Here is a 25,250-nt window from a genome sequence, read left to right on the forward strand (position 1 = left end):
ATCGGACATACTCCGTGAGAAAACCCGGCACATGCCCCATGGCAAAGGGGCCGGGTGTGTCGGCAACCTCTCACATCATCGCAACGTCACAGACCAACAGTCAATATTATACCGAAACAGCTGGGCAAATGCAAGGGAAAAGTTATCTCTTTTCCTATCTTTACTCAGCTTGGCGCAACAACGATTTATGTTCGACTTTCCCGCGTCCGCCGCCTTGGACGAACCGTGTTTTCCACTTCGCCTATATTACACGATTATGTACAAACTCTCAAATCCATTTTTGACCTAATAAATAGCTTCTATATAATAGAAGAAACGCAACAGCGAAATTCGCCATTGCGTCTCTTGAAAGAACGATTAGCCAAGGACGACACGGTCGTCGGCCATTTTTTTGCCGCTGATCTGTTCGAACTCGCCAAGCAGACGTTCTACCGTCAGATCTTTTTTCCTGTCTTCGTTAACCTCAAGAATGATTCTGCCTTTATCCATCATGATGAGCCGGTTGCCGAGACGGATCGCCTGTTCCATGTTGTGAGTAACCATCAAGGTTGTCAGGTTCATCTCGCGCACAAGCGTTTCGGTTAATGTCGTGATGAGCTCCGCACGTGCCGGGTCAAGAGCAGCCGTATGCTCGTCGAGCAAAAGAATCTGCGGTTTCGTAAAGGTAGCCATCAGAAGGCTAAGCGCCTGACGTTCACCGCCGGACAAGAGGCCAACCTTGGCGCTTAAGCGATTCTCGAGTCCGATACCGAGACGAGAAAGCTGCTCCCGGAAAATAGCGCGCCGTCCACGGTTGATGCTAAGCGAGAAACCGCGCTGCTTCCCTCGTGTATAGGCCATCGCCAGATTCTCCTCAATGGACATCCGTGGCGCGGTACCGGCCATAGGATCCTGGAACACGCGGCCAATCCATTTGCTTCTGCGGAATTCCGGCAGATTGCTAATATTTTTGCCCTCGATTCGGACCTCTCCTATGTCGGGCTTCATTACGCCTGAAATGATATTCATCAGTGTCGACTTGCCCGCGCCATTACTGCCGATAACCGTAATGAAATCTCCCGGCTTCATCGCCAGGTTCGTATTCACGAGTGCCGTCTTTTCATCTAATGTCCCCGGGTTAAAAAGCTTTGATACCTTGGATATTTCCAGCATCAGCGTCCGCCCCCTTTTTGTTCAACGCTATTCAAAAGAGACGCTGTGCGTTTTTGGGCCAATCTCTTTTGTTTCCACGATTTCTGCAAAGACGGGAAGACAAGCGCGATAATGACGATAACCGCTGTGATCAGTTTAAGATCGGATGCTTCGAAGAAATCGCTTTGATAAGCAAGGCCGATAATAATGCGGTAGACAATCGAGCCTAGTACAACGGCGAGCGTCGCCCGGAATACGGTTTTTGCTCCAAACAGAGCTTCACCGATAATAACCGATGCGAGACCGATAACGATCATCCCGACACCCATCGTAATATCGGCGAATCCGCTTTGCTGGGCTACGAAAGAACCCGACAATGCAACCAAACCGTTCGATAAAGCAATGCCCATAATCTTTGTCGTGTCTGTATTGGTGCCAAAGCTGCGGATCATCCGCTCGTTGTCGCCTGTTGCGCGAAGACTCAAACCAAGATCCGTCTTGAAGAACAAATCAAGCAGTACCTTAATAATAACAACGACAATCGGCATAAGCACAAGTACCTTGACTCCCGAAAAAACAGTCGAGATATCCGATCCCATAAGTCCGATGTTCGGCTTGCCCATAATCCGCATGTTGACGGAATAGAGCGCGATCATCATTAGAATACCGGATAACAATCCGTTGATTTTGCCTTTCGTGTGCAGCAAGCCTGTAATCGCACCTGCGGCAGCTCCGGCGCCAAATGCCGCAAGGCATGCGAGCCATGGCGAAGTGCCGTTCGTTATCAGAACTGCTGCTACCCCTGCTCCGGTTGTAAAGCTTGCGTCAACCGTGAGATCGGGAAAATCAAGGATGCGAAATGTAATATAGACGCCTAGAGCCATTAAGGAATAAAGCAAACCTAGCTCAAAAGCACCATTTAACCATACTGGCACCGGGGCACCTCCTCCACATAATAAGAGAACGGGATGAACGCAAGGGAGCGTTTACCCCGTTCTCAACTTGTTATTGAATGATATTGTTATCCGGATCTTTAACTCCGGCTTTCATGGCGTCCGTTACCGTGATACCTTCATCGGCAGCCGCCTTCAGGTTCAGAATCAGATCCAGCTTGTCCGGCTTCGTCACTTTCATCTCGCCCGGATTTTTACCCTTCAGGATTTCAGCGGCCATTTGGCCTACTTGGTATCCATGGTCGTAGTATTTGAAGCCTACAGTAGCAAAAGCGCCTTTCTCAACCGTATCGCGGTCACTGGAGAAGAACGGGATATGGTTTTGCTTCGCCAATTGCAATAGCGCGTCTACGCCGGATACGACTACGTTATCAAGCGTGATGTACATGGCGTCTACTTTACCGATCAGCGATTCACCGGCTTGTTTTACTTCGGAAGTGTTTGTAACCGGTGCCTCGATCAATTCGATGTTGTGTTTAGCAAGTGCTTCTTTAGCGGTAGCAGCCATAACAACCGCGTTGCTCTCGCCTTTGTTGATAACCAAGCCAACCTTCTTCACGTTAGGGAAATTAGCTGCAATGAAATCCATCAGCTGTACGGCCGCATCTGGATTCGTATCGGAAGCGCCAGTTACGTTGCCTCCGGGAGCATCCAGATCGGAAACCAGATCAGCGGAAAGCGGATCCGTTACGGCTGCGAACAATACCGGACCCTTGTTGCCCGCATTCGTGTAGGCTTGCACAAGCGCCTGTGCCGATGGAGTTGCGATACCGAGAGCCAGATCGGCTTTTGCGCCGGCGATTTTTTGAGCGATCGACAGGTTATTCGTTTGATCGCCTTGCGCGGTGTTAAAGTCTACCGTCAAATTATCCCCTTCAACAAAACCGGCATCCTTCAACGCTGCAAGAAAACCTTCCTTCGTTGCGTCGAGCGAAGGATGTTCAACAATCTGAGAAATCGAGATCTTATACGATTTCTTCGCATCCGAATTAGCTGCGTTTGCGGCGTTGCCGGAGCTGCTGTTTTCGTTGTTGCTTTTGCCACTGTTTCCACATGCTGCTGTAACGAGCAAAAGTACTAAAGCAAGCGGTACCAACCATTTCTTTTTCATTTTTAGTTTGCCCCTCCCAGTTGGATATTTGTCTGAATACTTCGAATAACGTCGATAGACGCTTATCCATTAATTCTAATGGCATGTAAAGATATACGTCAATGGTGGGTTTTATCTGGAAATTAAAAAACCCTCTGCCGAGGCAGAGGGTTTCTTAAAGCGCGGCTAATGCCGCACCTAATTATTTTTGGATAGTTGCAACAGCGCCAGCGCCTACAGTACGGCCGCCTTCACGGATGGAGAAACGAGTTCCTTCTTCAACCGCGATTGGAGCGATCAGTTCTACAGTAACTGTGATGTTGTCGCCAGGCATAACCATTTCTGTACCTTCTGGCAGGTTGATGATACCTGTTACGTCAGTTGTACGGAAATAGAATTGTGGACGGTAACCAGTGAAGAAAGGCTTATGACGGCCACCCTCTTCTTTAGTCAGAACGTAGATTTGAGCAGTGAAGTTAGTGTGTGGTTTAACCGAAGCCGGTTTAGCCAGTACTTGACCACGCTCGATGTCTTTACGGTCTACACCACGAAGCAGTGCGCCGATGTTGTCGCCCGCTTGAGCGGAATCCATCAGTTTACGGAACATTTCTACGCCCGTAACAACGGATTTGCGAGTTTCTTCAGCCAGACCAACGATTTCAACCTCGTCGCCAACTTTAACCACACCACGGTCGATACGGCCAGTAGCAACTGTACCGCGGCCAGTGATTGTGAATACGTCCTCGACAGGCATCAGGAAAGGCTTAGCTGTGTCGCGCTCAGGAGTTGGGATGTAAGTGTCAACTTGTTCGAACAGTTCAACGATTTTGTCAGCCCAAGGACCATCTGGGTTTTGCAGAGCTTCACGAGCTGCACCACGGATGATTGGAGTGTCGTCGCCTGGGAACTCGTACTCGTTAAGAAGGTCGCGAACTTCCATCTCAACCAGTTCAAGAAGCTCTTCGTCTTCAACCATGTCGCATTTGTTCAGGAATACAACGATGTAAGGTACGCCTACTTGGCGGGACAGAAGGATGTGCTCGCGAGTTTGCGGCATAGGGCCGTCAGCTGCGGATACAACCAGGATAGCGCCGTCCATTTGAGCAGCACCAGTGATCATGTTTTTAACGTAGTCGGCGTGACCTGGGCAGTCAACGTGAGCATAGTGACGGTTAGGAGTCTCATACTCAACGTGAGCTGTCGAGATCGTGATACCGCGCTCGCGCTCTTCAGGAGCTTTGTCGATTTGGTCGAAAGCGATTGCCGCGCCACCGTATTTTTTGGAAAGTACAGTAGTGATAGCAGCAGTCAAAGTAGTTTTACCATGGTCGACGTGACCGATAGTACCGATATTTACGTGCGGTTTATTACGTTCAAATTTAGCCTTTGCCATTGAACTTAATCCTCCTTAATATAACTGAAATTTTATGTGTGGGCCAAACACAAATGCCTAAAGGTATTTGTGCCCGGCCTTGCATACCAAAGGTATGAATTTAAGGGCTTAAAAATTAAGCGCCTTTGTTTTTCGCGATAATCTCTTCCGAGATCGAACGTGGTACTTCTTCATAGTGCGAGAGCTCCATGGAGAATACGCCACGGCCTTGCGTACCGGAACGAAGAGTTGTGGAGTAACCGAACATCTCTGCAAGAGGTACCTTAGCACGGATGATTTGTGCGCCTGCACGAGTATCCATACCTTCGATACGACCGCGACGGGAGTTCAGCATGCCCATAACGTCGCCCATGTACTCTTCTGGTACTGTAACTTCAACCTTCATGATTGGCTCAAGAAGAACTGGGTTACATTTTTCCTTAGCAGCTTTAAGCGCCATGGAACCAGCGATTTTGAACGCCATCTCCGAGGAGTCAACGTCATGGTACGATCCGTCGAATACAGTTGCTTTAACATCAACGAGCGGGAAGCCAGCGAGTACGCCGTTCTTCATCGACTCTTCGATACCAGCTTGGATTGGAGCGATAAATTCACGAGGAATCGATCCACCAACAACTTTATTCTCGAATACGAAGCCTTGACCTGGCTCTTGCGGAGTGAATTCAACCCAACAATGACCATATTGACCTTTACCGCCGGACTGACGAACGAATTTACCTTCAACTTTAGCCGCAGTACGGAACGTCTCGCGGTAAGCTACTTGAGGTTTACCAACGTTAGTCTCAACTTTGAATTCGCGAAGCATACGGTCAACCAGGATTTCAAGGTGAAGCTCACCCATACCGGAGATGATCGTTTGGTTCGTTTCTTCATCCGTGTGAGCACGGAACGTTGGATCTTCTTCAGCCAGTTTGGAGATTGCGATACCAAGCTTGTCTTGGTCAGCTTTCGTTTTTGGTTCGATAGCTACCGAGATAACCGGCTCAGGGAAGTTCATCGATTCAAGAATGATCGGGTTCTTCTCATCGCACAGCGTGTCGCCTGTAATGGTATCTTTCAGACCTACTGCAGCAGCGATATCGCCGGAGTAAACTTCCGAAATCTCTTGACGGCTGTTCGCATGCATCTGCAGGATACGTCCGATCCGCTCACGTTTGTTCTTAGTTGCGTTAAGAACATACGAACCGGACTTCAGGATACCCGAGTATACACGGAAGAACGTCAATTTACCAACGTAAGGGTCAGTCATGATTTTGAACGCGAGTGCCGCGAACGGCTCTTCGTCGGAAGAATGACGTACCGACTCTTCGCCGTCTTCGAGTGTACCTTTGATAGCAGGTACGTCGAGCGGGGATGGCAGGTAGTCTACTACTGCGTCCAGCATCATTTGAACACCTTTGTTACGGTACGAGGAACCTGCGATAACCGGGAAGATCTTAACTTCACAAACGCCTTTGCGAAGCGCTGCTTTAATTTCTGGAATCGTAATTTCTTCGCCTTCCAGATATTTCATAGTCAATTCTTCGTCCAGCTCGGCTACCTTTTCGATCAGCTCCGTGCGAAGCTCTTCTACTTGGTCAACCAACTCGGCAGGAATCTCAACTTGCTCAGGATCTCTTCCGAGATCGTCTTTGTACTTGTAAGCTACGCGTTCGATAATGTCGACAACGCCGAGGAAATCACTCTCAGCGCCGATCGGCAATTGAATCGCGACAGCATTCGCCTGCAGACGCTCGCGCATGTCTTTAACAACATTTAGGAAGTCTGCACCGATGATGTCCATCTTGTTGATGTAAGCGATCCGTGGAACGCCGTAACGGTCAGCTTGACGCCATACCGTTTCAGACTGTGGCTCAACGCCTTCTTTGGCACTGAATACGCCAACGGCCCCATCCAATACGCGCAGGGAACGTTCAACTTCTACTGTGAAGTCAACGTGCCCCGGGGTGTCGATAATATTGATGCGGTTGCCTTTCCATTGAGCAGTAGTCGCGGCAGACGTAATTGTGATACCGCGCTCTTGCTCTTGCTCCATCCAGTCCATCGTTGCAGCGCCTTCATGCACTTCACCGATTTTATGAGTACGGCCTGTATAGAACAAGATACGCTCAGTGGTTGTTGTTTTACCAGCATCGATATGCGCCATGATCCCGATGTTACGCGTATTATTCAAGGAGAACTCTCTAGACATGAATTTGTCTCCTCTCGTGTTTTGAGTTAAACTCAAACATTTTGGTTAGAATCCTACCAACGGTAGTGAGCAAACGCTTTGTTCGCTTCTGCCATTTTGTGTGTGTCTTCGCGCTTCTTCACGGATGCGCCAGTGTTGTTCGATGCGTCCATGATTTCAGCTGCCAGACGCTCTTCCATCGTTTTTTCGCCGCGGTTACGCGAATAGTTCACGAGCCAACGGAGACCAAGCGATGTACGACGCTCTGGTTTAACTTCAACCGGTACTTGGTAGTTAGAACCGCCGACACGACGAGCTTTAACCTCGAGTACAGGCATGATGTTTTTCAACGCTTCTTCGAACACTTCCATTGGATCTTTACCCGTGCGTTCTTGGATCAGCGTGAAAGCATCATACAACAGCGTTTGAGCAACGCCGCGTTTGCCGTCGATCATGATGCGGTTGATAAGGCGGGTAACCAGTTTGCTATTGTAAACCGGATCCGGCAATACGTCGCGTTTTGTAACAGGACCTTTGCGTGGCATGAGAAAGTCCCCCTTTCTTAGTTAGTCGCAATATCCGAATATTTATCCGAACTAGTTGCTAATATTATTTTTTAACTTTAGGACGTTTAGTACCGTATTTCGAACGAGCTTGGTTACGGTTGTTAACACCCGCAGTATCCAATGCGCCGCGAACGATATGGTAACGTACACCCGGAAGGTCTTTTACGCGTCCACCACGGATCAATACAACGCTGTGTTCTTGCAGGTTGTGACCGATACCTGGAATGTACGCCGTAACTTCTACGCGGTTCGTCAAACGTACGCGCGCGTATTTACGAAGTGCGGAGTTCGGTTTCTTCGGAGTCATTGTACCTACACGAGTGCACACACCGCGTTTTTGCGGAGCGCTGATGTTCGTTGCTTCACGTTTCAAGGCGTTAAAACCTCTTTGCAAAGCAGGCGATTTGGATTTTACGACTTTAGCTTGGCGGCCTTTGCGGACCAGCTGGTTAATTGTTGGCATGTTGCCACCCCCTTCCCATGATTATGTCTTATTAATGGCAAGACATTTTACCCAATTAATTAAGCCCACAGATCCAGGCGGTTCATAAAAGAACAAATAAAAATTTCTGTCAGTCCATCATCTTTCAATTCTGCACCAACAAAAATAGAGTCTACTTTATTCTTCATCAAGTATGAGCGCTGCCATAGCGGCTCCGACATCAATCCCGCAGGTTTCCCCGAGTTCTTGCATCGTATCTATCCACTTGACCGGAACACTCAACCGCTCGCACAGATGAACGATCTTCTCTCTCATCCGCGGATCTGCATCACGAGCCACATAGACTTCGATAGCTTTACTCTGTTCAAGCATCTTAGTCGTCTGTTTCGCGCCAACCTTAAACTGCATGAAATCACCTTTCCTTTTGCGGTAGAGCGATCATACAATTAGGCACACTTCGATATAGTATCACCTACAACTAGAAGTGTCAAGCTGTAATGTACTCTGTCCGATTGCAAAGTTTTGGTTAACTCATTTACACGGTTAAAGGTAAGGCCCATCAATTATTATACATGTAAAAGAGCGGGCATCAACAGGGAAGACCAACCATCCCTGCCGAATGCCGCGCTCTCCTCATCTATTGCAACAATATGCGGTTCCTATTCGATCGTTACGGGTTCGGATTCCAATTCGCCTTCTGCAGTTGCTTCCGGCTCGTCTTCAAGGCCTACCAGCTTGATGCTGCGGTAACGGTTCATACCCGTACCAGCTGGGATCAGCTTACCGATAATAACGTTCTCTTTCAGGCCTAGCAATTGGTCGACTTTGCCTTTGATAGCAGCGTCGGTCAGGACGCGGGTCGTTTCTTGGAACGATGCCGCGGACAAGAACGAATCTGTCTCAAGGGACGCCTTCGTAATACCAAGCAATACCGGCTTCGCAACCGCAGGCTCGAGACCCGCAAAGATCGCTTCGCGGTTAGCCGCTTCGTATTCGTGGATGTCAACAAATGCGCCTGGAAGAAGCGTAGTGTCGCCTGCGTCGACAATACGAATTTTGCGAAGCATTTGCTTAACCATAACCTCAACGTGCTTGTCGTTGATTTCTACGCCTTGGTTACGGTATACGCGCTGTACTTCTTGCAAAATGTAGTTTTGCACGCCGCGGATACCTTTAATGCGCAGCATATCTTTAGGGTCGATCGAACCGTCTGTAAGCTCGTCGCCTGCTTCGATTTGCTGGCCTTCGGTTACGCGGATACGCGAGCCGTACGTAATCGCGTAGACTTTCGTTTCCGCTTCGCCTTGCACTTCGATTTCGCGGCGGTCTTTCGCCTCGCGAATTTCTTTAACTACACCGTCGAGCTCGGTAATGATCGCTTGACCTTTCGGATTACGCGCCTCGAAAAGCTCCTGGATACGCGGCAAACCTTGCGTAATATCGTCGCCGGCAACGCCGCCGGTATGGAATGTACGCATCGTCAGCTGTGTTCCCGGTTCGCCGATGGATTGCGCAGCGATAATGCCAACCGCTTCGCCGATCTCTACGTGCTTGCCAGTCGCCAAGTTACGGCCATAGCATACTTTACATACGCCATGACGCGCGCGACAGCTAAGAACGGAACGGATTTGAAGCTTCTCGATACCTGCATCGATAATCGCATCGGCTTTGCCGGAGTCGATCAGCTCGCTTTTCTTAACGATAACCTCACCCGTTTTCGGATGACGAATCGTTTCGAACGAGTAACGGCCTTCGATACGGTCGTACAGATCCTCGATAACCTCTTTGCCGTCTTGAATTTTGCTAACCGTAAAGCCTTTGTCGGTACCGCAATCGTCTTCGCGGACGATAACGTCCTGCGCAACGTCTACGAGACGACGGGTCAAGTAACCCGAGTCAGCTGTACGAAGCGCCGTATCGGCCAGACCTTTACGCGCACCGTGCGTCGAGATGAAGTACTCGAGGACGGTAAGGCCTTCACGGAAGTTCGATTTGATTGGCAACTCGATGATACGGCCGGACGGGTTCGCCATCAGACCGCGCATACCGCCAAGCTGGGCGATCTGCGATTTGTTACCCCGTGCTTTGGAGTCCACCATGAGCATGATGGAATTGTAACGGTCCATCGATTTCATGAGGATATCGGTAATTTGGTCTTTCGATTTGCTCCAAATTTCGATAACACGGTCATAACGTTCGTCGTTTGTAATCAGACCGCGACGGTACTGATTCATAACGACTGCTACTTTAGCATCCGATTCTTTCAGAATCTCGACTTTTTCCTCCGGAACGACAACGTCCGCTACCGCAACGGTAATGCCGGCACGGGTGGAGTACGTAAAGCCAAGCTGCTTGATCCGGTCAAGAATAACCGATGTCAAAGTTGTATGGTAGATACGGAAACACTCGCCGATGATGTTGCCGAGATACTCCTTGCCGACACCGCCGGCAATTGGCAACTCATTCATGATTTTGTTCAAGTCGCTGCCTTTTTCATAAACAAAATACTTATCCGGCGTACCTTGCAGCAAGTTCACTTTGGAAGCTTCGTTGATGTAAGGGAAATCCTCCGGGAAGATTTCGTTGAAAATGACTTTACCGACAGTCGTACAAATCAGGGAGTTCTGCTGCTGCTCCGTAAAGATGGTTTTCTTCAGTACTTTAGCAGGCACGAATACGCGCGCATGAAGCGATACAATACCGCGTTGATACGCGGAGATTGCTTCGTTCACGGTAGCGAACACCGAGCCGGAGCCTTTTGCTTCTTTGTTGTCCATCGTCAAGTAGTATGATCCGAGAACCATATCCTGGGATGGCGTAACAACCGGCTTGCCGTCTTTCGGGTTCAAAATGTTACCCGATGCGAGCATCAGGAGTCGTGCTTCGGCTTGTGCCTCTGCCGACAACGGTACGTGGACGGCCATTTGGTCACCGTCGAAGTCCGCGTTATAAGCGGTACATACGAGCGGGTGAAGCTTAATGGCGCGGCCTTCAACCAGAATCGGTTCGAACGCCTGGATACCGAGACGGTGAAGCGTAGGGGCACGGTTAAGAAGAACCGGATGCTCCTTGATGACTTCTTCAAGAACGTCCCAAACTTCCGGGCTTACGCGTTCAACTTTGCGTTTTGCGCTTTTGATATTGTGAGCCAGACCTTTGTTCACAAGCTCTTTCATAACGAAAGGCTTGAACAGCTCCAGCGCCATTTCTTTCGGAAGACCGCATTGGAACATTTTCAGGTTTGGACCTACGACGATAACGGAACGACCAGAATAGTCAACCCGTTTACCGAGCAAGTTCTGACGGAAACGGCCTTGTTTACCTTTCAGCATGTGGCTGAGAGATTTCAAAGGACGGTTGCCCGGGCCTGTTACCGGACGGCCGCGACGGCCGTTATCGATGAGAGCGTCAACGGCTTCTTGCAGCATGCGCTTCTCGTTCTGAACGATAATGTCCGGAGCGCCCAGGTCAAGCAAGCGTTTCAGACGGTTGTTACGGTTGATAACGCGGCGGTACAGGTCGTTCAGGTCAGACGTTGCAAAACGTCCGCCGTCCAGCTGCACCATCGGACGAAGCTCTGGCGGAATAACCGGAAGCACGTCGAGAATCATCCATTCCGGCTCATTGCCGGAGTTACGGAAGGCTTCGATGACTTCAAGACGCTTAATCGCACGATTGCGTCGTTGGCCTTGGGCCGTACGCAATTCTTCTTTCAGTGTCTCCAGTTCTTTCTCTACATCAATGTCCTGAAGCAATTTCTTAACGGCTTCGGCACCCATGCTCGCTTGGAAGCCATAACCGTATTTTTCACGGTAGCTGCGGTATTCTTTCTCCGACAGCAGCTGTTTTTTCTCAAGCGGCGTATCACCTGGATCGGTCACAACATAGGATGCAAAATAAATGATCTCCTCGAGGGAACGAGGCGACATATCAAGCGCAAGGCCCATACGGCTTGGAATGCCTTTAAAGTACCAGATATGAGATACTGGAGCAGCAAGCTCGATATGGCCCATACGCTCGCGGCGTACTTTCGCGCGTGTAACTTCAACGCCGCAGCGGTCGCAGACAACGCCTTTATAACGAACACGTTTGTATTTACCGCAATGACATTCCCAGTCTTTTGTAGGCCCGAAGATCTTTTCGCAGAAAAGACCCTCTTTCTCCGGTTTTAACGTCCTATAGTTGATCGTCTCCGGTTTTTTGACTTCTCCGCGGGACCAAGAGCGAATTTTATCAGGCGAGGCAAGCCCGATTTTCATATACTCGAAGTTGTTCACGTCCAACAAGGAGCAACCCTCCTTCGTCATGTATGGCTATGTCGTACAAATTGGCGGCTGCACGCCCTCCGGTTAAGAAGGACGAGCAGCCTTTTATTCAAAGCTTATTCAGCGCCGGCTTCGGCACCTTCTAAGTTGAGGTTAAGCTTATCGCTTGTTCCGTCATCTTCGTCATCGATTTCTTTCATTTCGATCTCTTCTTCATTCTCGGTAAGGATCTTGACGTCCATACCAAGGGACTGAAGCTCTTTGATCAATACCTTGAACGATTCTGGAACGCCTGGCTCCGGAACGTTCTCGCCCTTCACGATCGATTCGTACGTCTTCACGCGGCCGACCACGTCGTCGGATTTGACCGTAAGAATCTCTTGAAGCGTGTAGGCTGCGCCATAGGCCTCAAGCGCCCAAACCTCCATCTCGCCGAAGCGCTGGCCGCCGAATTGAGCTTTACCGCCCAGAGGCTGCTGCGTAACGAGAGAGTAAGGACCCGTCGAGCGGGCATGAATTTTATCGTCGACCATGTGCGCCAGTTTGATCATGTACATGACGCCAACCGTAACTTCGCGTTCAAACGATTCACCCGTACGTCCATCGTACAGAATCGTTTTACCGTTACGCTGCATGCCGGCTTCTTCCATCGTATCGAATACGTCATACTCGCGCGCGCCGTCGAATACCGGCGTTGCGGCATGAAGACCAAGACGCTTACAAGCCATACCAAGATGGACTTCGAGTACCTGACCGATGTTCATCCGCGATGGTACGCCGAGCGGGTTCAACACGACTTCGACCGGCGTGCCGTCTGGCAAGAACGGCATATCTTCCTCCGGCATAATGCGGGCGATAACCCCTTTATTACCGTGGCGTCCTGCCATTTTGTCGCCTTCGGAAATTTTACGTTTTTGAGCAATATATACACGAACCAGCTGATTCACGCCCGGTGGAAGCTCATCGCCGTTCTCGCGGGTAAATACTTTAACGTCTACGACGATACCGTCGGTACCATGCGGTACGCGAAGCGATGTATCGCGCACTTCACGAGCTTTCTCACCAAAGATTGCGTGAAGAAGGCGCTCTTCCGCCGTCAGCTCCGTAACGCCTTTAGGAGTTACTTTACCAACGAGGATATCGCCGGCGCCGATCTCTGCACCAACGCGGATAATGCCGCGTTCGTCGAGGTTTTTCAGCGCTTCTTCGCCGACATTCGGAATGTCGCGCGTAATTTCTTCCGGTCCAAGCTTCGTATCGCGGGCTTCGGATTCGTATTCTTCAATGTGAATGGAGGTGTAAACATCCTCTTTCACCAGCTTCTCGCTAAGAAGAATCGCATCCTCGTAGTTGTAGCCTTCCCAAGTCATGAACGCAACGACAACGTTGCGGCCCAGCGCCAATTCGCCTTGCTCCGTAGAAGGACCGTCAGCGAGAATATCGCCTTTCTTGATCACTTCGCCTTTGCGCACAAGCGGACGTTGGTTAATACATGTTCCTTGGTTGGAACGCATAAACTTATGCAGCTTATGTTTCACGAGATCGCCAACCACTTGCTTGCCATCCAGCATTTCCGTACGGCGCAGCCAAATTTCGTTTGCCGATACTCGTTCAATAACACCGTCATATTTGGATACAATACATACACCGGAGTCTTTCGCCGATTTGTGTTCCATTCCCGTACCAACGAGTGGCGCTTTAGGAATAAGAAGCGGAACGGCCTGACGCTGCATGTTGGATCCCATGAGCGCACGGTTGGAGTCGTCATTTTCCAAGAATGGAATGAGCGCCGTCGCAACCGACACAACCTGCTTAGGCGATACGTCCATATAGTCAACGCGTTCGCTTGGCATGGTCAAGATGTTATCTGCTTGCTTATTGTAACGTACGATGACACTGTCATCGACAAATTTGCCTTCTTCCGTCAACTTCGCGTTCGCTTGCGCTACTACGTAGTTGTCTTCTTCGTCAGCCGTCAAATACGAGATTTGCTCGGTTACGATGCCCGTCTTCGGATCTACCCAACGATAAGGCGCTTCGATGAAGCCATACTCGTTAATGCGTGCAAACGTCGACAAGGAGTTGATCAGACCGATGTTCGGACCCTCCGGCGTTTCGATTGGACACATACGCCCGTAGTGGGAGTGATGGACGTCCCGCACTTCGAAGCCAGCGCGCTCACGCGTCAAACCGCCCGGACCGAGAGCAGACAAACGACGTTTGTGCGTCAGTTCCGCCAGCGGGTTCGTTTGGTCCATGAACTGCGAGAGCTGAGAGGAGCCGAAGAACTCTTTGATCGATGCGATTACAGGGCGAATGTTGATCAAGGCTTGAGGCGTAATCGCGTTAGCATCTTGAATCGACATTCTTTCGCGCACAACGCGCTCCATACGGGAAAGACCGATACGGAATTGATTCTGAAGCAGTTCGCCTACAGAACGCAGACGACGGTTGCCCAGATGGTCGATATCGTCCGTATTGCCTACTCCGTGAAGGAGGTTGATGAAATAGTTGATGGACGAAATGATGTCCGCCGGCGTAATATGCTTAACGGATTTATCAATAACGCCATTGGAGATGACCTTGATAACCTTCGCGTCGTCAAGCGGCGAGTATACACTGATCGCTTGAAGTGGAATGCTATCAGCATCCAGCACACCATTAGCAACATGGTAGGTTTTGAAGCCGACGTTCTTCTCCAGCTTGTCGAGGATCTCGTCCAGCAGGCGGCGGTCAATCATTTGGCCAGCTTCCGCGATAATCTCGCCCGTACCCGGATCAACCAGCGTCTCAGCAAGACGTTGGTTAAACAGTCGGTTCTTGATGTGAAGCTTTTTGTTTATTTTGTAACGGCCGACGTTAGCCAGGTCGTAACGCTTTGGATCAAAGAAACGAGCAACAAGCAAGCTCTTCGCATTGTCCAAAGTAGGCGGTTCGCCTGGACGAAGGCGTTCATAGATTTCAATTAACGCTTTCTCCGTCGAATCTGTGTTGTCTTTATCCAGCGTGTTGCGAATATACTCGTCATGGCCGAGCAATTCTAAGATCTCAGCGTCGGTTCCGAAACCAAGAGCGCGCAAAAGCACCGTCACCGGTATTTTCCGGGTCCGGTCAATACGAACGTAAATGATGTCCTTAGCATCCGTCTCAAGCTCGAGCCAAGCTCCGCGATTCGGAATTACCGTTGCCGTGTATGTTTTCTTCCCGTTCTTATCAACCTTCGTGCTGAAGTACACACTTGGGGATCGAACCAACTGGCTGACAATAACACGTTCCGCCCCGTTAATAATGAACGTACCGGTCTCTGTCATCAGCGGGAAGTCGCCCATGAACACTTCTTGTTCCTTCACTTCGCCGGTTTCTTTGTTGAAGAGCCGTACTTTAACGCGCAGTGGAGCAGCGTACGTCACATCGCGTTCCTTTGATTCATCGACCGAATATTTCGGTTCGCCCAAGCTATAGTCGATAAACTCAAGCGATAGATTGCCCGTAAAGTCCTGAATCGGCGAAATATCCTGGAACAACTCAAGCAAGTCGTTATCCAAGAATTTTTCGTACGATTTTTGTTGGATTTCAATCAGGTTCGGGACTTCCAGCACCTCGTTGATCCGGGCGTAACTTCTCCGCGTGCGCCGACCATACTGAACAAGTTGTCCTGCCAACTTAACCTCACCCCTCATGTCTGTCTCACAGCATCGATATCTACTGCGTCACTACTTTAAATAAAGAAAAGCCCTTATCGAATAGTTCGAAAAAAGAGCGTGTTCCGGCAGCCAACCAAACGCAGCGCGGCGCGATGGTTCCATATCAAGTAATTTTGCCCAAAATGTAAACATTATACGTCAAATGTGCAAGAAATATGCATTCCGCGCCAAAATTCGCACTTGACATTTTAGTTAGCTAAAGAGATTGAGCCCAATTTAATGCTGACATTTAATAATACTATCATATCTGAAAAGTCAAGTCAAGAAAATCAAGCCATAGATTTTGTTGCTAAAAATATCCGATAGCCTTTTTCCTTCGTTACTTCTTCCACATCGCCAAACAGCGCTTCCAGCTTGGCCTCCGCTGAAGGTGCGCCCTGCTTCTTCTGAATAACGACCCACATCTTGCCGCCGGGATTTAATAGGTTGTACCCCTCTTCAAAAATACGATGGACGACCTGTTTGCCTGCCCTGATAGGAGGGTTGGTCAAGATCACATCGTAACGGTTATCCTTCACCGATTCATAGATATCGCTTTGGACAACCGTAACATTCGTAATGCCGTTAAGCTTTGCATTCTCTTTCGACAGTTCAACCGCACGTTCATTAATGTCGATCATGGTTACATGCCCCTCCGGCGCAAGCTTAGCCGCGGTTAATCCGATGGGCCCGTAACCGCACCCGACATCAAGCACTCTAGCAGACGGCTCCAGAACGAGCGCATCCAGCAGCACGCGGCTGCCATAATCGACGCCAGATTTCGAGAATACGCCAGCATCCGTCACAAACCGCAGAGCGAATCCCCGAAGCTTTGCTTCATGCACTTGCCTATCATGCTTCACTCCCGGCGTTTGGGAGTAATAGTGGTCCGACATTCTTTTGGCCTCCTGCCTCTTGAGCTACAAGTCTTGAACATGCAACGAACCCCTTGAAACGTGACGTTTCAAGGGGCCCGTTATTATAGCTTGAAGCGAAATTACTTCACTTCTACAGCAGCGCCAGCTTCTTCAAGCTTAGCTTTAACCGCTTCTGCTTCTTCTTTGCCAACTTTTTCTTTGATTGGTTTAGGAGCGCCGTCAACCAGGTCTTTAGCTTCTTTCAGGCCCAGACCAGTGATTTCGCGAACCACTTTGATTACGTTGATTTTGGAAGCGCCAGCGTTGTTAAGGATAACGTCGAATTCAGTTTGCTCAGCAACTTCTGCTGCGCCGCCTGCTACTACTGCAACTGGTGCAGCAGCTGTAACGCCGAATTCTTCTTCGATTGCTTTAACAAGATCGTTCAGTTCAAGAACAGTCATAACTTTGATTGCTTCTAAGATTTGCTCTTTAGACATGGTTATACCTCCGAAAGTGGTTGATTTTTTTTGGTTTTACGCCGCCTTCCGGGGAAGGTCGGCTGTTCGTTTACATAAACGACGGTTTAACTTAAGCTTGTGCTTCTTTTTGCTCGCCGACTGCTTTAACCGCAAGCGCGAAGTTGCGCATTGGAGCTTGCAGGACGCTGAGGAGCATGGAGAGCAAGCCTTCGCGGGACGGAAGTTCCGCCAGTGCTTTAATCTCTTGCGCACCTACTACTTTACCTTCAACAACGCCGCCTTTAAGTTTCAGGGCGTCGTTCTTTTTAGCGAAATCGTTCAAGATTTTCGCTGGTGCTACAGCATCGTTCACGCTGAAAGCAATGGCTGTAGGACCAACCAGAATGCTGTTCAGATCGGACAATTCCGCAGCTTCAGTCGCACGGCGAACGAGCGAGTTTTTCAGAACTTGGAACTCAACACCTGCTTCACGCAGTTGTTTACGAAGTTCAGTTACTTGCGCAACGTTCAATCCGCGGTAGTCAGCAACAACAGTGCTGGAGCTCTCACGAAGCTTCGATGTGATTTCTTCAACCGCTTGTTGTTTCTCTTGGATGATTTTAACGTTAGCCAAACTGTACACCTCCTGTAATAGTTGTACATCCCGTTTATATGACGAGCTTCCTAAAGCCTAGGGTGCATGAGAAAGGCCTCCACAGCGACTGCGAAGGCCATGATATATCGCTGCCGTGAAGTTAATCACGCGCAAGCTGTATTTATCATAACACCTCGGTAGGAAATTAAGCCTTGCGGCACCTACTGTCTACGGTATGCGTATTCGAATTTAATTTCCGTTCTCGTGAAACTTAGCGGTAAGCCGCTACGTTGACGCGAGCGCCAGGGCCCATTGTCGAAGAAACGGAGATGTTTTTCAGGTAAACCCCTTTAGCTGCTGCCGGTTTAGCACGGTTCAGAGCATCGATCAGAGACTTAAGGTTTTCGTTAAGTTTTTCTGCGTCGAAGGAAACCTTGCCGATAGGAGCATGGATTTGACCTGCTTTATCAAGACGGTATTCGATTTTACCAGCTTTGATTTCTTGAACAGCTTTAGTAACGTCGAATGTTACCGTACCCGCTTTAGGGTTAGGCATAAGGCCTTTACCGCCGAGGATACGACCCAGTTTACCAACTTCAGCCATCATGTCCGGCGTTGCTACGCAGACGTCGAATTCGAACCAGCCTTGTTGGATTTTGTTGATCATGTCGGAATCGCCAACGAAATCAGCGCCAGCAGCTTCAGCTTCTTTTGCTTTATCGCCTTTCGCGAATACCAGAACACGTTTTGTTTTACCAGTACCATGCGGAAGTACAACAACGCCACGAACCGCTTGGTCTTGTTTACGAGGGTCAACGCCCAGACGCACAGCTACTTCAACGGACTCGTCGAATTTCGCTGTAGCGGCTTTCTTCACAAGCTCGATTGCTTCCAAAGACTCGTAAGTAGCTTCGCTGTTAATCAGCTTAGCAGCTTCTACATACTTTTTGCCGTGTTTAGCCATTTGAGTTTTCCTCCTTTGTGGTTGTAGCGGAAAATTCCCCTATTGGGACTCCTCCCACTTAAACGAAGCATAATGCTTCGCCGGGCTGCGCCTGTTCGGCTGCCCATGTGATAACCGACCGCAAGCGGTCAGTCACACAATTAGTCAACGATTGTAACACCCATGCTGCGTGCAGTACCTTCAATCATAAGCATCGCTGCCTCAACGGAAGCTGCATTCAGGTCAGGCATTTTTTGCTCGGCGATTTCACGAACTTTCGAACGTTTAACCGTAGCAACTTTCTTTTTGTTTGGTTCACCGGAACCTTTTTCGATACCTGCCGCAACGCGGAGCAATACTGCTGCCGGTGGAGTTTTCGTTTCGAAAGTGAAGGAACGGTCTTCAAACACTGTGATAACAACCGGGATAATCAATCCCGCTTGATCTGCAGTACGAGCATTGAATTCTTTACAGAACGCCATAATGTTAACGCCTGCTTGACCAAGTGCCGGACCAATCGGCGGAGCCGGATTAGCTTTACCTGCAGGAACTTGCAGTTTGACCATTTTGATAACCTTTTTTGCCATGACTTACACCTCCTTACACAAGTAATTCCAAACTACGGAAACCGGATATTATTATATCTTCTCCACTTGAGTGTAGTCCAGCTCTAGCGGGGTCTCCCTGCCAAACATGTTGACATGTACCTTAAGCTTGGATTTGTCGAGCAGAATTTCTTCTACCGTACCAACGAAATCCGCAAAAGGACCTACTTTGACGCGCACGGTTTCCTTCAGGTCGAATTCAATCTTCGGCTTAGGCTCTTCCATGCCCATGTGCTTCAGAATTTGTTCTACTTCGTCCGGCATAAGCGCGATTGGCTTGGAACCGGAACCTGTTGACCCTACAAATCCTGTGACGCCCGGCGTATTGCGAACAACATACCATGAATCGTCAGTTTGAACCATCTCCACTAGGACGTAGCCGGGGTAGACTTTACGTTGAACGGTCTTTTTCTTACCGTCCTTCTCTACCACTTCTTCTTCCATCGGAACCAGAACGCGAAAGATCTTATCTTCCATGCCCATCGATTCGAGGCGACGTTCCAAATTGGCCTTCACTTTGTTCTCATAACCGGCGTAAGTGTGTACGACATACCATCTTTTTTCCATTCCAATCCACCTTTGGACCCTTCTTAAACAATCAGTTCAACTAGAGACGAGATCCCGATGTCAAGAAGCCAAAAGTAAATCGTCACAAACGCGATCGTTAGAAGTACGACGATCGAATAGCTTGTCAACTCTTTACGGTTTGGCCAGCGAACCTTCTTAAGTTCTGCCCAGCTGTCGGCAAAGAAACTAAACGTTGTTCCGAAGCTTTGCTTCAGTTTAGCCAAAAATGCCACGTCAACACCTCCAATGACTATCTCGTCTCGCGATGAGGAGTCTGCTCGTTACAGAACTTGCAAAACTTCTTCAACTCGATGCGGTCGGGGTGATTGCGTTTGTTCTTGCTGCTCGCATAGTTTCTCTGTTTGCAGTTTGTGCATGCCAACGTGATTATTACCCGCATTGAATTACACCTCCCGAACTGCTAAATAACGGTTCACAACGCCATATGTATATGACATTGCAACTTCGGCCCCAATACAAAACAAAGCCTCACATCAAGGCCTACCTAAAACAATTTATCACACGGCCTATTCCAATGTCAATGGAAACATAGACTGGGCCATAGCGAATATTATGGAAATATGGCGACACCAGGACGCTCGTCTCTACCATTATCGTCACAATTCCCGCTTTTAAAACTTAAAATGAGCTGCCCTCCGCCTCCGGCCTGATAACCGGACGAGAGAACAGCTCATATCGCTTCAGCACGTATTAAGATTAATAGCTTATCCGCTAAGATCCCGAACTTCCAAGTAACGCTCAAGTTTGCGCTTTACGCGCTGCAGGGCATTGTCAATCGATTTGACATGTCTGTCGAGGTCAACGGCAATTTCCTGATACGATCTGCCGTCCAGATAGAGCATAAGCACCTTCCGCTCCAGATCGCTCAGAATCTCCGACATCTTGTCCTCAAGACCAACAAATTCTTCCTGATTAATGATAAGCTCCTCCGGATCGGAAACCCGGGTACCGCAAATCACGTCAAGAAGAGTACGGTCAGAATCTTCGTCGTAAATAGGCTTGTCCAAAGAAACATAAGAATTAAGCGGAATATGCTTCTGCCGGGTAGCCGTCTTTATCGCCGTAATAATCTGCCGCGTAATGCATAGCTCCGCAAAAGCTTTAAAGCTAGCAAGCTTGTCCCCTTTAAAGTCGCGGATAGATTTATAGAGTCCGATCATGCCTTCCTGCACGATATCTTCCCGGTCTGCCCCGATCAGGAAGTAAGAACGCGCCTTGGCACGGACAAAGTTCTTATATTTGTTGATCAAATATTCAAGAGCCAGACTGTCGCCGTTACGAACCGCTTCCACGATATCCTCGTCAGAACTGCAGTCATACTCAAGCGTACTCCATTTTTTGAGGTCGATGCTCACGAACTATCCCTCCGGCCTGCAAGGCGTACGCCGCTAGATTCATATGCAACCTATCTCCATGGCTTCCTGCCACAACGAATTTAAACAAGACAAAATAGCGATAAAACCGCCGTTCTCATCACTAAATATAGAGCCAGTATACATTATGTAATCTTACACCGTCAACCGATTTGCCGCTAGGATAGAGTCGTTTTAATAGAAATTCTGTAACTTTATGGATAAAAAATACGACTATTTGCCGCCGCGCCGAAGCCGCTCCAGCTTTGTGCGCACCTCAAGGCTGAGATTGCCGTCGAGCGTGTTGCGCTTGACCGGTATGTCCTCCCGCAAAGTCAGCTCGATTTGCTTTCGATTCTGCTGGATATTGATCAGCAGCTCGCGAGCCGATAACCGAAGAGCCCCCTTGCCAAAAGCGACATGCTGTTCGACGAGATCGGAAGTGGCGACAAATACATTGCGCCGTCTGGCCGTTAATTCGGTAACCAGCCGCTCAATGCATTCGTCCGCCGTTTCTTTCTCTTTCGTATAGACAATCGTCAGCTTATGATGCCGGTAAGTTGCGCCGAGTCCGGGCACTTGATGGGCATCAAAAACAACATACACCGTCATGCCCGAGAAGCCTTGGTAATCGGCCAGCATGTCAAGCAGCTTGTCCCGCGCTTCCTCCAGTTCGATCTCCTTCAGCTTCTCAAGCATGGGCCAGGCGCCGATCATATTATAGCCGTCCACCAGCAAAATATCATTGCGCCGATTCACCGGCTATACGCTCCGACGCTGCCTGACCACTTCGTACATCAAAACGCCAGCTGCCACGGATGCGTTCAAAGAATTAAGACGGCCGTGCATCGGCAGCTTGACCAGAAAATCGCATTTTTCTTTAATCAAGCGGCCCATTCCTTTGCCTTCGTTCCCGATTACAATCGCAAGCGGCAGATCAAATTTCGTCTTATAGACATCCTGCGGAGCGCTTACGTCCGTCCCCGCTACCCATACGCCCTCTTCCTTCAAGCGGTCGATGGTTTGGGCAAGGTTCGTCACCCGCGCTACCGGCACATGCTCGGCCGCGCCAGCGGACGTCTTCAGCACGGTTGCCGTCAGGCCAACCGAACGGCGCTTCGGAATAATGACCCCATGGACGCCGGTACATTCTGCCGTACGCAAAATAGAACCCAAATTATGCGGATCCTCAATCTCGTCGAGAATAAGCAGAAACGGCGTTTCGTTCAGCTCGCGGGCTCTTGCAAGCAGATCCTCGATCTCCGCGTAAGCGAAAGCCGCCGCCTGCGCAACAACGCCCTGATGCTGTACGCCCTCCACCATCGTATCCAGCTTGCGCTTGTCCACAAACTGCACGATGACGCCATGCTGCTTGGCCTCGGCCACGATTGGCTGGGTCAGGCTCTTCTGCGCACCCTCGGCGATCCAGATCTTATTGATATCGCGTCCGGAACGAAGCGCCTCCATAACGGGATGCTTGCCCGCAATCATTTCTTCTTGGTTGTAACGTTCGCTCACGCTTGTCCCTCCTTCTCTTCCTGATGGCCCTCCGCCTGCGGCGTGACAGCTGCCGCAAACAATTCATGCAGACGGTCAATCCGTCCTTCGTAGTACAAATACCCGACCAGGCATTCCAGCGCGGTAGCCTGCCGGTAATCGGCCGGGTCCGCGTTCTTTGGCGGCGCTCCGGATTTCGTATTGCGGCCGCGCCTGACGATATCCGCTTCCTCTTCCGTCAGCATCGGCTGCCACTTTTCCAGCAGCTTGCGCTGCGCCTTCGCCGATACGATCTTAGTCGCTTCCTTATGAAGATGATGCGATTTATGATTGGGCAGCGATACCAGGTATTGCCGGACCAACAACTCAAACACGCTGTCTCCTACATAAGCGAGCACAACCGGATTAATAAGCTGCGTTTTCTTGGCCGGACGGTGGAACAGAAGCCCCGCTCCCGCTCCGCTTCCTTGTCCCGCTTCCTCTAAGCTTGCCTGTTCCCGTTCATTGCTGTTCAATATGACACGTCCTCCAATCGATTTTGCGGCAGAGCCCTACAGGCGCCGCCAGCGAATCCCTTGCGGAGTGTCCTCTAACGCAATGCCTTTTTCGGTGAGCAGATTTCGGATTTCGTCCGCTCTTGCCCAATTCTTCGTCTTACGAGCTTCCGTTCGCTCTGCAATCAGCGCGTCTATCTCGTCATCCAGCAACTCGGCATCCGCCCCCGCTTCCGGCAGCAGGCCCAGTACCGCGTTCATCCCCTCAAGCGCTGCCAGCAATGCGGCGATGCCTTCGGCCGAAGCGTCCGCGCGGTTCATGTACTGATTCGCTTCCGTAACCAGCTCGAATACGGAGGTAATCGCATCCGGCGTATTGAAGTCGTCGCCCATCTTCGCTTCGAATTGCGCCTTGAGCTGAGCGATTCTGCCGGCAAGCTCCCCGGGAGCCGCACCCTCCGCTTGACCGCCGAACGCGGAAAGCCGGTGCTTCAGGTTGGCCTCGCAATTCGCGATCCGCTCTACGCTGTTCTCGGCCTGGGCGATGGTCTCGTCCGTGAAGTTAAGCGGGCTGCGGTAATGCGTCGACAATATAAAGTAACGGATAGCGGCCGGCTTTACGCGCTTCACCAGCTCGTTAACCGTAATCCCGTTGCCAAGCGACTTGGACATCTTTTCATTGTTGATATGAATGTAGCCGTTATGCATCCAGTAGTTCGCAAGCTGCTTGCCCGTCAGCGCCTCGGATTGGGCAACCTCGCACTCATGGTGCGGGAACTGCAGGTCGTGGCCGCCACCGTGAATATCAAGCGTATCGCCCAAATATTCGCGCGCCATCGCCGAGCATTCGATATGCCAGCCGGGGCGTCCAGGTCCCCATGGGCTTTCCCAGTTGATTTCGCCAGGCTTTGCGCCCTTCCACAGGACGAAGTCCTGCGGATTTTCCTTGCGCTCGCCAACCTCGATCCGGATGCCGAATTGCAGCTCCTCCAGATTCTGATGCGACAGCTTGCCGTATTCCTCGAACTTCGAGGTGCGGTAATAGACGTCGCCTTCGCTTGCATAAGCATAGCCTGTGTCGACAAGGCCTTGAATAAACGCAATGATCGCCGGGATATGCTCGGTCACGCGCGGGTTCAGCGTTGCCTTGTGCACGCCCAGCGAAGCGATATCCTCGTTAAACGCGTTAATGAATTTATCGGCAACCTCCGGAACCGTCAGCCCCGATTGCTCCGCTTTCTTGATCAGCTTGTCGTCTACGTCCGTGAAGTTCACGATGTAGTTCACGTCATAACCCGCGTACTCCAAGTAACGGCGCACGACATCGAAGAAAATAACCGGACGCGCGTTGCCGATATGAATATAGTCATAAACCGTTGGTCCGCAGACGTACATTTTTACTTTTCCCGGCTCCTGCGGGACGAATGCTTCCTTTGTTCGGGTCAGCGTATTATAAATTTGAACGTTCATGATCTCGTTTCTCCTCCAGCTACAGGTTCGCGAAGCCTCTCGACCTCGGCCTTTAAACGATCTATTTCCTTTTGCATTTCGCGGAACATCTCGATGACAGGGTCCGGCAGCTGCTTATGGTCCAGCCGGTCTCCAACCCGTTCGCCATTGCGCCTTACGACGCGGCCCGGATTTCCCACGACCGTACAGTTGTCGGGCACCTCGCGCAGGACGACGGCATTGGATCCGATATTCGAATTATCGCCAACGCGGAACGAGCCTAATACTTTCGCGCCGGAACCGATAACGACATTGTTGCCGATGGTAGGATGGCGTTTGCCTTTTTCCTTGCCCGTTCCTCCAAGCGTTACGCCTTGGTAAATAACGACATCATCGCCGATCTCGCATGTTTCTCCAATCACTATACCCATTCCGTGGTCGATGAACAACCGCTCTCCGATCGTGGCTCCCGGGTGAATCTCGATGCCCGTCATAAAACGGCTGAACTGAGAAATAATCCGCGCAACCGTAAACCATCCTCTACGGAAAAATTTATTCGCGATCCGGTGCGCCCATATCGCGTGCAGACCCGAATACGTAAAGACAACCTCAAACCGGCTTCGCGCGGCCGGGTCGTTCTCAAATACTGCCTTAATGTCTGATCTAATATGGCGAAACATGCGTGTTCTCCTCTCCCCCGTGCTGCGGCCCCCCAC

At 50.1% G+C, this 25,250-nt stretch carries 24 protein-coding genes and 1 other annotated feature; all 24 genes read right to left on the reverse strand.

The genetic code is table 11. The annotated features are described in order from the left end of the window. Positions 1-357: 357 nt before the first annotated feature. On the reverse strand, positions 358-1,152 hold the full coding sequence (locus FHT67_RS28320; protein ID WP_167202039.1) for an ABC transporter ATP-binding protein: 795 nt from the start codon (positions 1,150-1,152) through the stop codon (positions 358-360). After that, complete coding sequence (locus FHT67_RS28325) at positions 1,152-2,015, reverse strand: ABC transporter permease (protein ID WP_208403675.1); 864 nt, start codon at positions 2,013-2,015, stop codon at positions 1,152-1,154. Before FHT67_RS28325 ends, FHT67_RS28320 begins: the two co-directional genes overlap by 1 nt. Before the next feature lie 121 nt (positions 2,016-2,136). Beyond that, positions 2,137-3,195 carry an ABC transporter substrate-binding protein gene (locus tag FHT67_RS28330; RefSeq protein ID WP_132313324.1) on the reverse strand — a complete coding sequence of 353 codons (1,059 nt, stop codon included), beginning with the start codon at positions 3,193-3,195 and terminating at the stop codon, positions 2,137-2,139. 181 nt (positions 3,196-3,376) lie between these two features. Then, complete coding sequence (tuf, locus tag FHT67_RS28335) at positions 3,377-4,567, reverse strand: elongation factor Tu (RefSeq protein WP_127497486.1); 1,191 nt, start codon at positions 4,565-4,567, stop codon at positions 3,377-3,379. Positions 4,568-4,682: 115 nt separating this feature from the next. Continuing rightward, complete coding sequence (fusA, locus tag FHT67_RS28340) at positions 4,683-6,758, reverse strand: elongation factor G (protein ID WP_132313322.1); 2,076 nt, start codon at positions 6,756-6,758, stop codon at positions 4,683-4,685. Positions 6,759-6,811: 53 nt separating this feature from the next. Further along, complete coding sequence (gene rpsG / locus FHT67_RS28345) at positions 6,812-7,282, reverse strand: 30S ribosomal protein S7 (protein ID WP_132313320.1); 471 nt, start codon at positions 7,280-7,282, stop codon at positions 6,812-6,814. 64 nt (positions 7,283-7,346) lie between these two features. Continuing rightward, a complete protein-coding gene (gene rpsL / locus FHT67_RS28350; protein WP_132313318.1) occupies positions 7,347-7,766 on the reverse strand; it encodes a 30S ribosomal protein S12 in 420 nt (139 codons plus the stop codon). A gap of 156 nt (positions 7,767-7,922) precedes the next feature. After that, positions 7,923-8,153: a ribosomal L7Ae/L30e/S12e/Gadd45 family protein gene (locus FHT67_RS28355; RefSeq protein ID WP_132313316.1), complete on the reverse strand. Its 231-nt coding sequence runs from the start codon at positions 8,151-8,153 to the stop codon at positions 7,923-7,925. A 251-nt stretch (positions 8,154-8,404) separates the two neighbouring features. Further along, the gene (gene rpoC, locus FHT67_RS28360) at positions 8,405-12,052 is read right to left on the reverse strand and encodes a DNA-directed RNA polymerase subunit beta' (RefSeq protein ID WP_481856740.1); all 3,648 of its coding nucleotides are present in this window, start codon (positions 12,050-12,052) and stop codon (positions 8,405-8,407) included. Between the two features lie 74 nt (positions 12,053-12,126). Continuing rightward, positions 12,127-15,690 (reverse strand): DNA-directed RNA polymerase subunit beta, encoded by a 3,564-nt coding sequence (gene rpoB, locus FHT67_RS28365; protein ID WP_127497477.1) that lies wholly within the window; start codon positions 15,688-15,690, stop codon positions 12,127-12,129. Positions 15,691-15,983: 293 nt separating this feature from the next. Beyond that, positions 15,984-16,589, reverse strand: a complete 606-nt coding sequence (locus FHT67_RS28370) for a class I SAM-dependent methyltransferase (protein ID WP_132313312.1) — start codon at positions 16,587-16,589, stop codon at positions 15,984-15,986. A gap of 101 nt (positions 16,590-16,690) precedes the next feature. Further along, positions 16,691-17,050, reverse strand: a complete 360-nt coding sequence (gene rplL / locus FHT67_RS28375) for a 50S ribosomal protein L7/L12 (protein WP_127497473.1) — start codon at positions 17,048-17,050, stop codon at positions 16,691-16,693. A 91-nt stretch (positions 17,051-17,141) separates the two neighbouring features. Then, a complete protein-coding gene (rplJ, locus tag FHT67_RS28380; RefSeq protein WP_167202040.1) occupies positions 17,142-17,645 on the reverse strand; it encodes a 50S ribosomal protein L10 in 504 nt (167 codons plus the stop codon). Between the two features lie 60 nt (positions 17,646-17,705). Continuing rightward, positions 17,706-17,858 (reverse strand) — a sequence feature (ribosomal protein L10 leader region). A 19-nt stretch (positions 17,859-17,877) separates the two neighbouring features. Continuing rightward, positions 17,878-18,570 carry a 50S ribosomal protein L1 gene (rplA, locus tag FHT67_RS28385; protein ID WP_132313310.1) on the reverse strand — a complete coding sequence of 231 codons (693 nt, stop codon included), beginning with the start codon at positions 18,568-18,570 and terminating at the stop codon, positions 17,878-17,880. 140 nt (positions 18,571-18,710) lie between these two features. Continuing rightward, positions 18,711-19,136 (reverse strand): 50S ribosomal protein L11, encoded by a 426-nt coding sequence (gene rplK / locus FHT67_RS28390; RefSeq protein WP_015847239.1) that lies wholly within the window; start codon positions 19,134-19,136, stop codon positions 18,711-18,713. A 51-nt stretch (positions 19,137-19,187) separates the two neighbouring features. Further along, complete coding sequence (gene nusG / locus FHT67_RS28395; protein ID WP_015847240.1) at positions 19,188-19,721, reverse strand: transcription termination/antitermination protein NusG; 534 nt, start codon at positions 19,719-19,721, stop codon at positions 19,188-19,190. A gap of 23 nt (positions 19,722-19,744) precedes the next feature. Then, the gene (gene secE, locus FHT67_RS28400) at positions 19,745-19,954 is read right to left on the reverse strand and encodes a preprotein translocase subunit SecE (protein WP_091190672.1); all 210 of its coding nucleotides are present in this window, start codon (positions 19,952-19,954) and stop codon (positions 19,745-19,747) included. A 17-nt stretch (positions 19,955-19,971) separates the two neighbouring features. Next, entirely contained in the window at positions 19,972-20,121 is a 150-nt protein-coding gene (rpmG, locus tag FHT67_RS28405) for a 50S ribosomal protein L33 (protein ID WP_015847242.1), read from the reverse strand. Positions 20,122-20,446: 325 nt separating this feature from the next. After that, on the reverse strand, positions 20,447-21,097 hold the full coding sequence (sigH, locus tag FHT67_RS28410) for an RNA polymerase sporulation sigma factor SigH (RefSeq protein ID WP_015847243.1): 651 nt from the start codon (positions 21,095-21,097) through the stop codon (positions 20,447-20,449). 231 nt (positions 21,098-21,328) lie between these two features. Beyond that, positions 21,329-21,853 carry an NYN domain-containing protein gene (locus tag FHT67_RS28415; protein WP_132313308.1) on the reverse strand — a complete coding sequence of 175 codons (525 nt, stop codon included), beginning with the start codon at positions 21,851-21,853 and terminating at the stop codon, positions 21,329-21,331. Positions 21,854-21,856: 3 nt separating this feature from the next. After that, positions 21,857-22,585 carry a 23S rRNA (guanosine(2251)-2'-O)-methyltransferase RlmB gene (gene rlmB, locus FHT67_RS28420; RefSeq protein ID WP_041614742.1) on the reverse strand — a complete coding sequence of 243 codons (729 nt, stop codon included), beginning with the start codon at positions 22,583-22,585 and terminating at the stop codon, positions 21,857-21,859. A gap of 23 nt (positions 22,586-22,608) precedes the next feature. Further along, the gene (locus FHT67_RS28425) at positions 22,609-23,106 is read right to left on the reverse strand and encodes a Mini-ribonuclease 3 (protein WP_243711833.1); all 498 of its coding nucleotides are present in this window, start codon (positions 23,104-23,106) and stop codon (positions 22,609-22,611) included. A gap of 36 nt (positions 23,107-23,142) precedes the next feature. Continuing rightward, on the reverse strand, positions 23,143-24,555 hold the full coding sequence (gene cysS, locus FHT67_RS28430) for a cysteine--tRNA ligase (protein ID WP_167202041.1): 1,413 nt from the start codon (positions 24,553-24,555) through the stop codon (positions 23,143-23,145). Further along, positions 24,552-25,214: a serine O-acetyltransferase gene (cysE, locus tag FHT67_RS28435; RefSeq protein WP_132313304.1), complete on the reverse strand. Its 663-nt coding sequence runs from the start codon at positions 25,212-25,214 to the stop codon at positions 24,552-24,554. Before cysE ends, cysS begins: the two co-directional genes overlap by 4 nt. Positions 25,215-25,250 lie beyond the last annotated feature (36 nt).

The sequence above is a fragment of the Paenibacillus sp. BK720 genome, assembly GCF_011761545.1.
Classification (GTDB): Bacteria; Bacillota; Bacilli; order Paenibacillales; family Paenibacillaceae; genus Pristimantibacillus.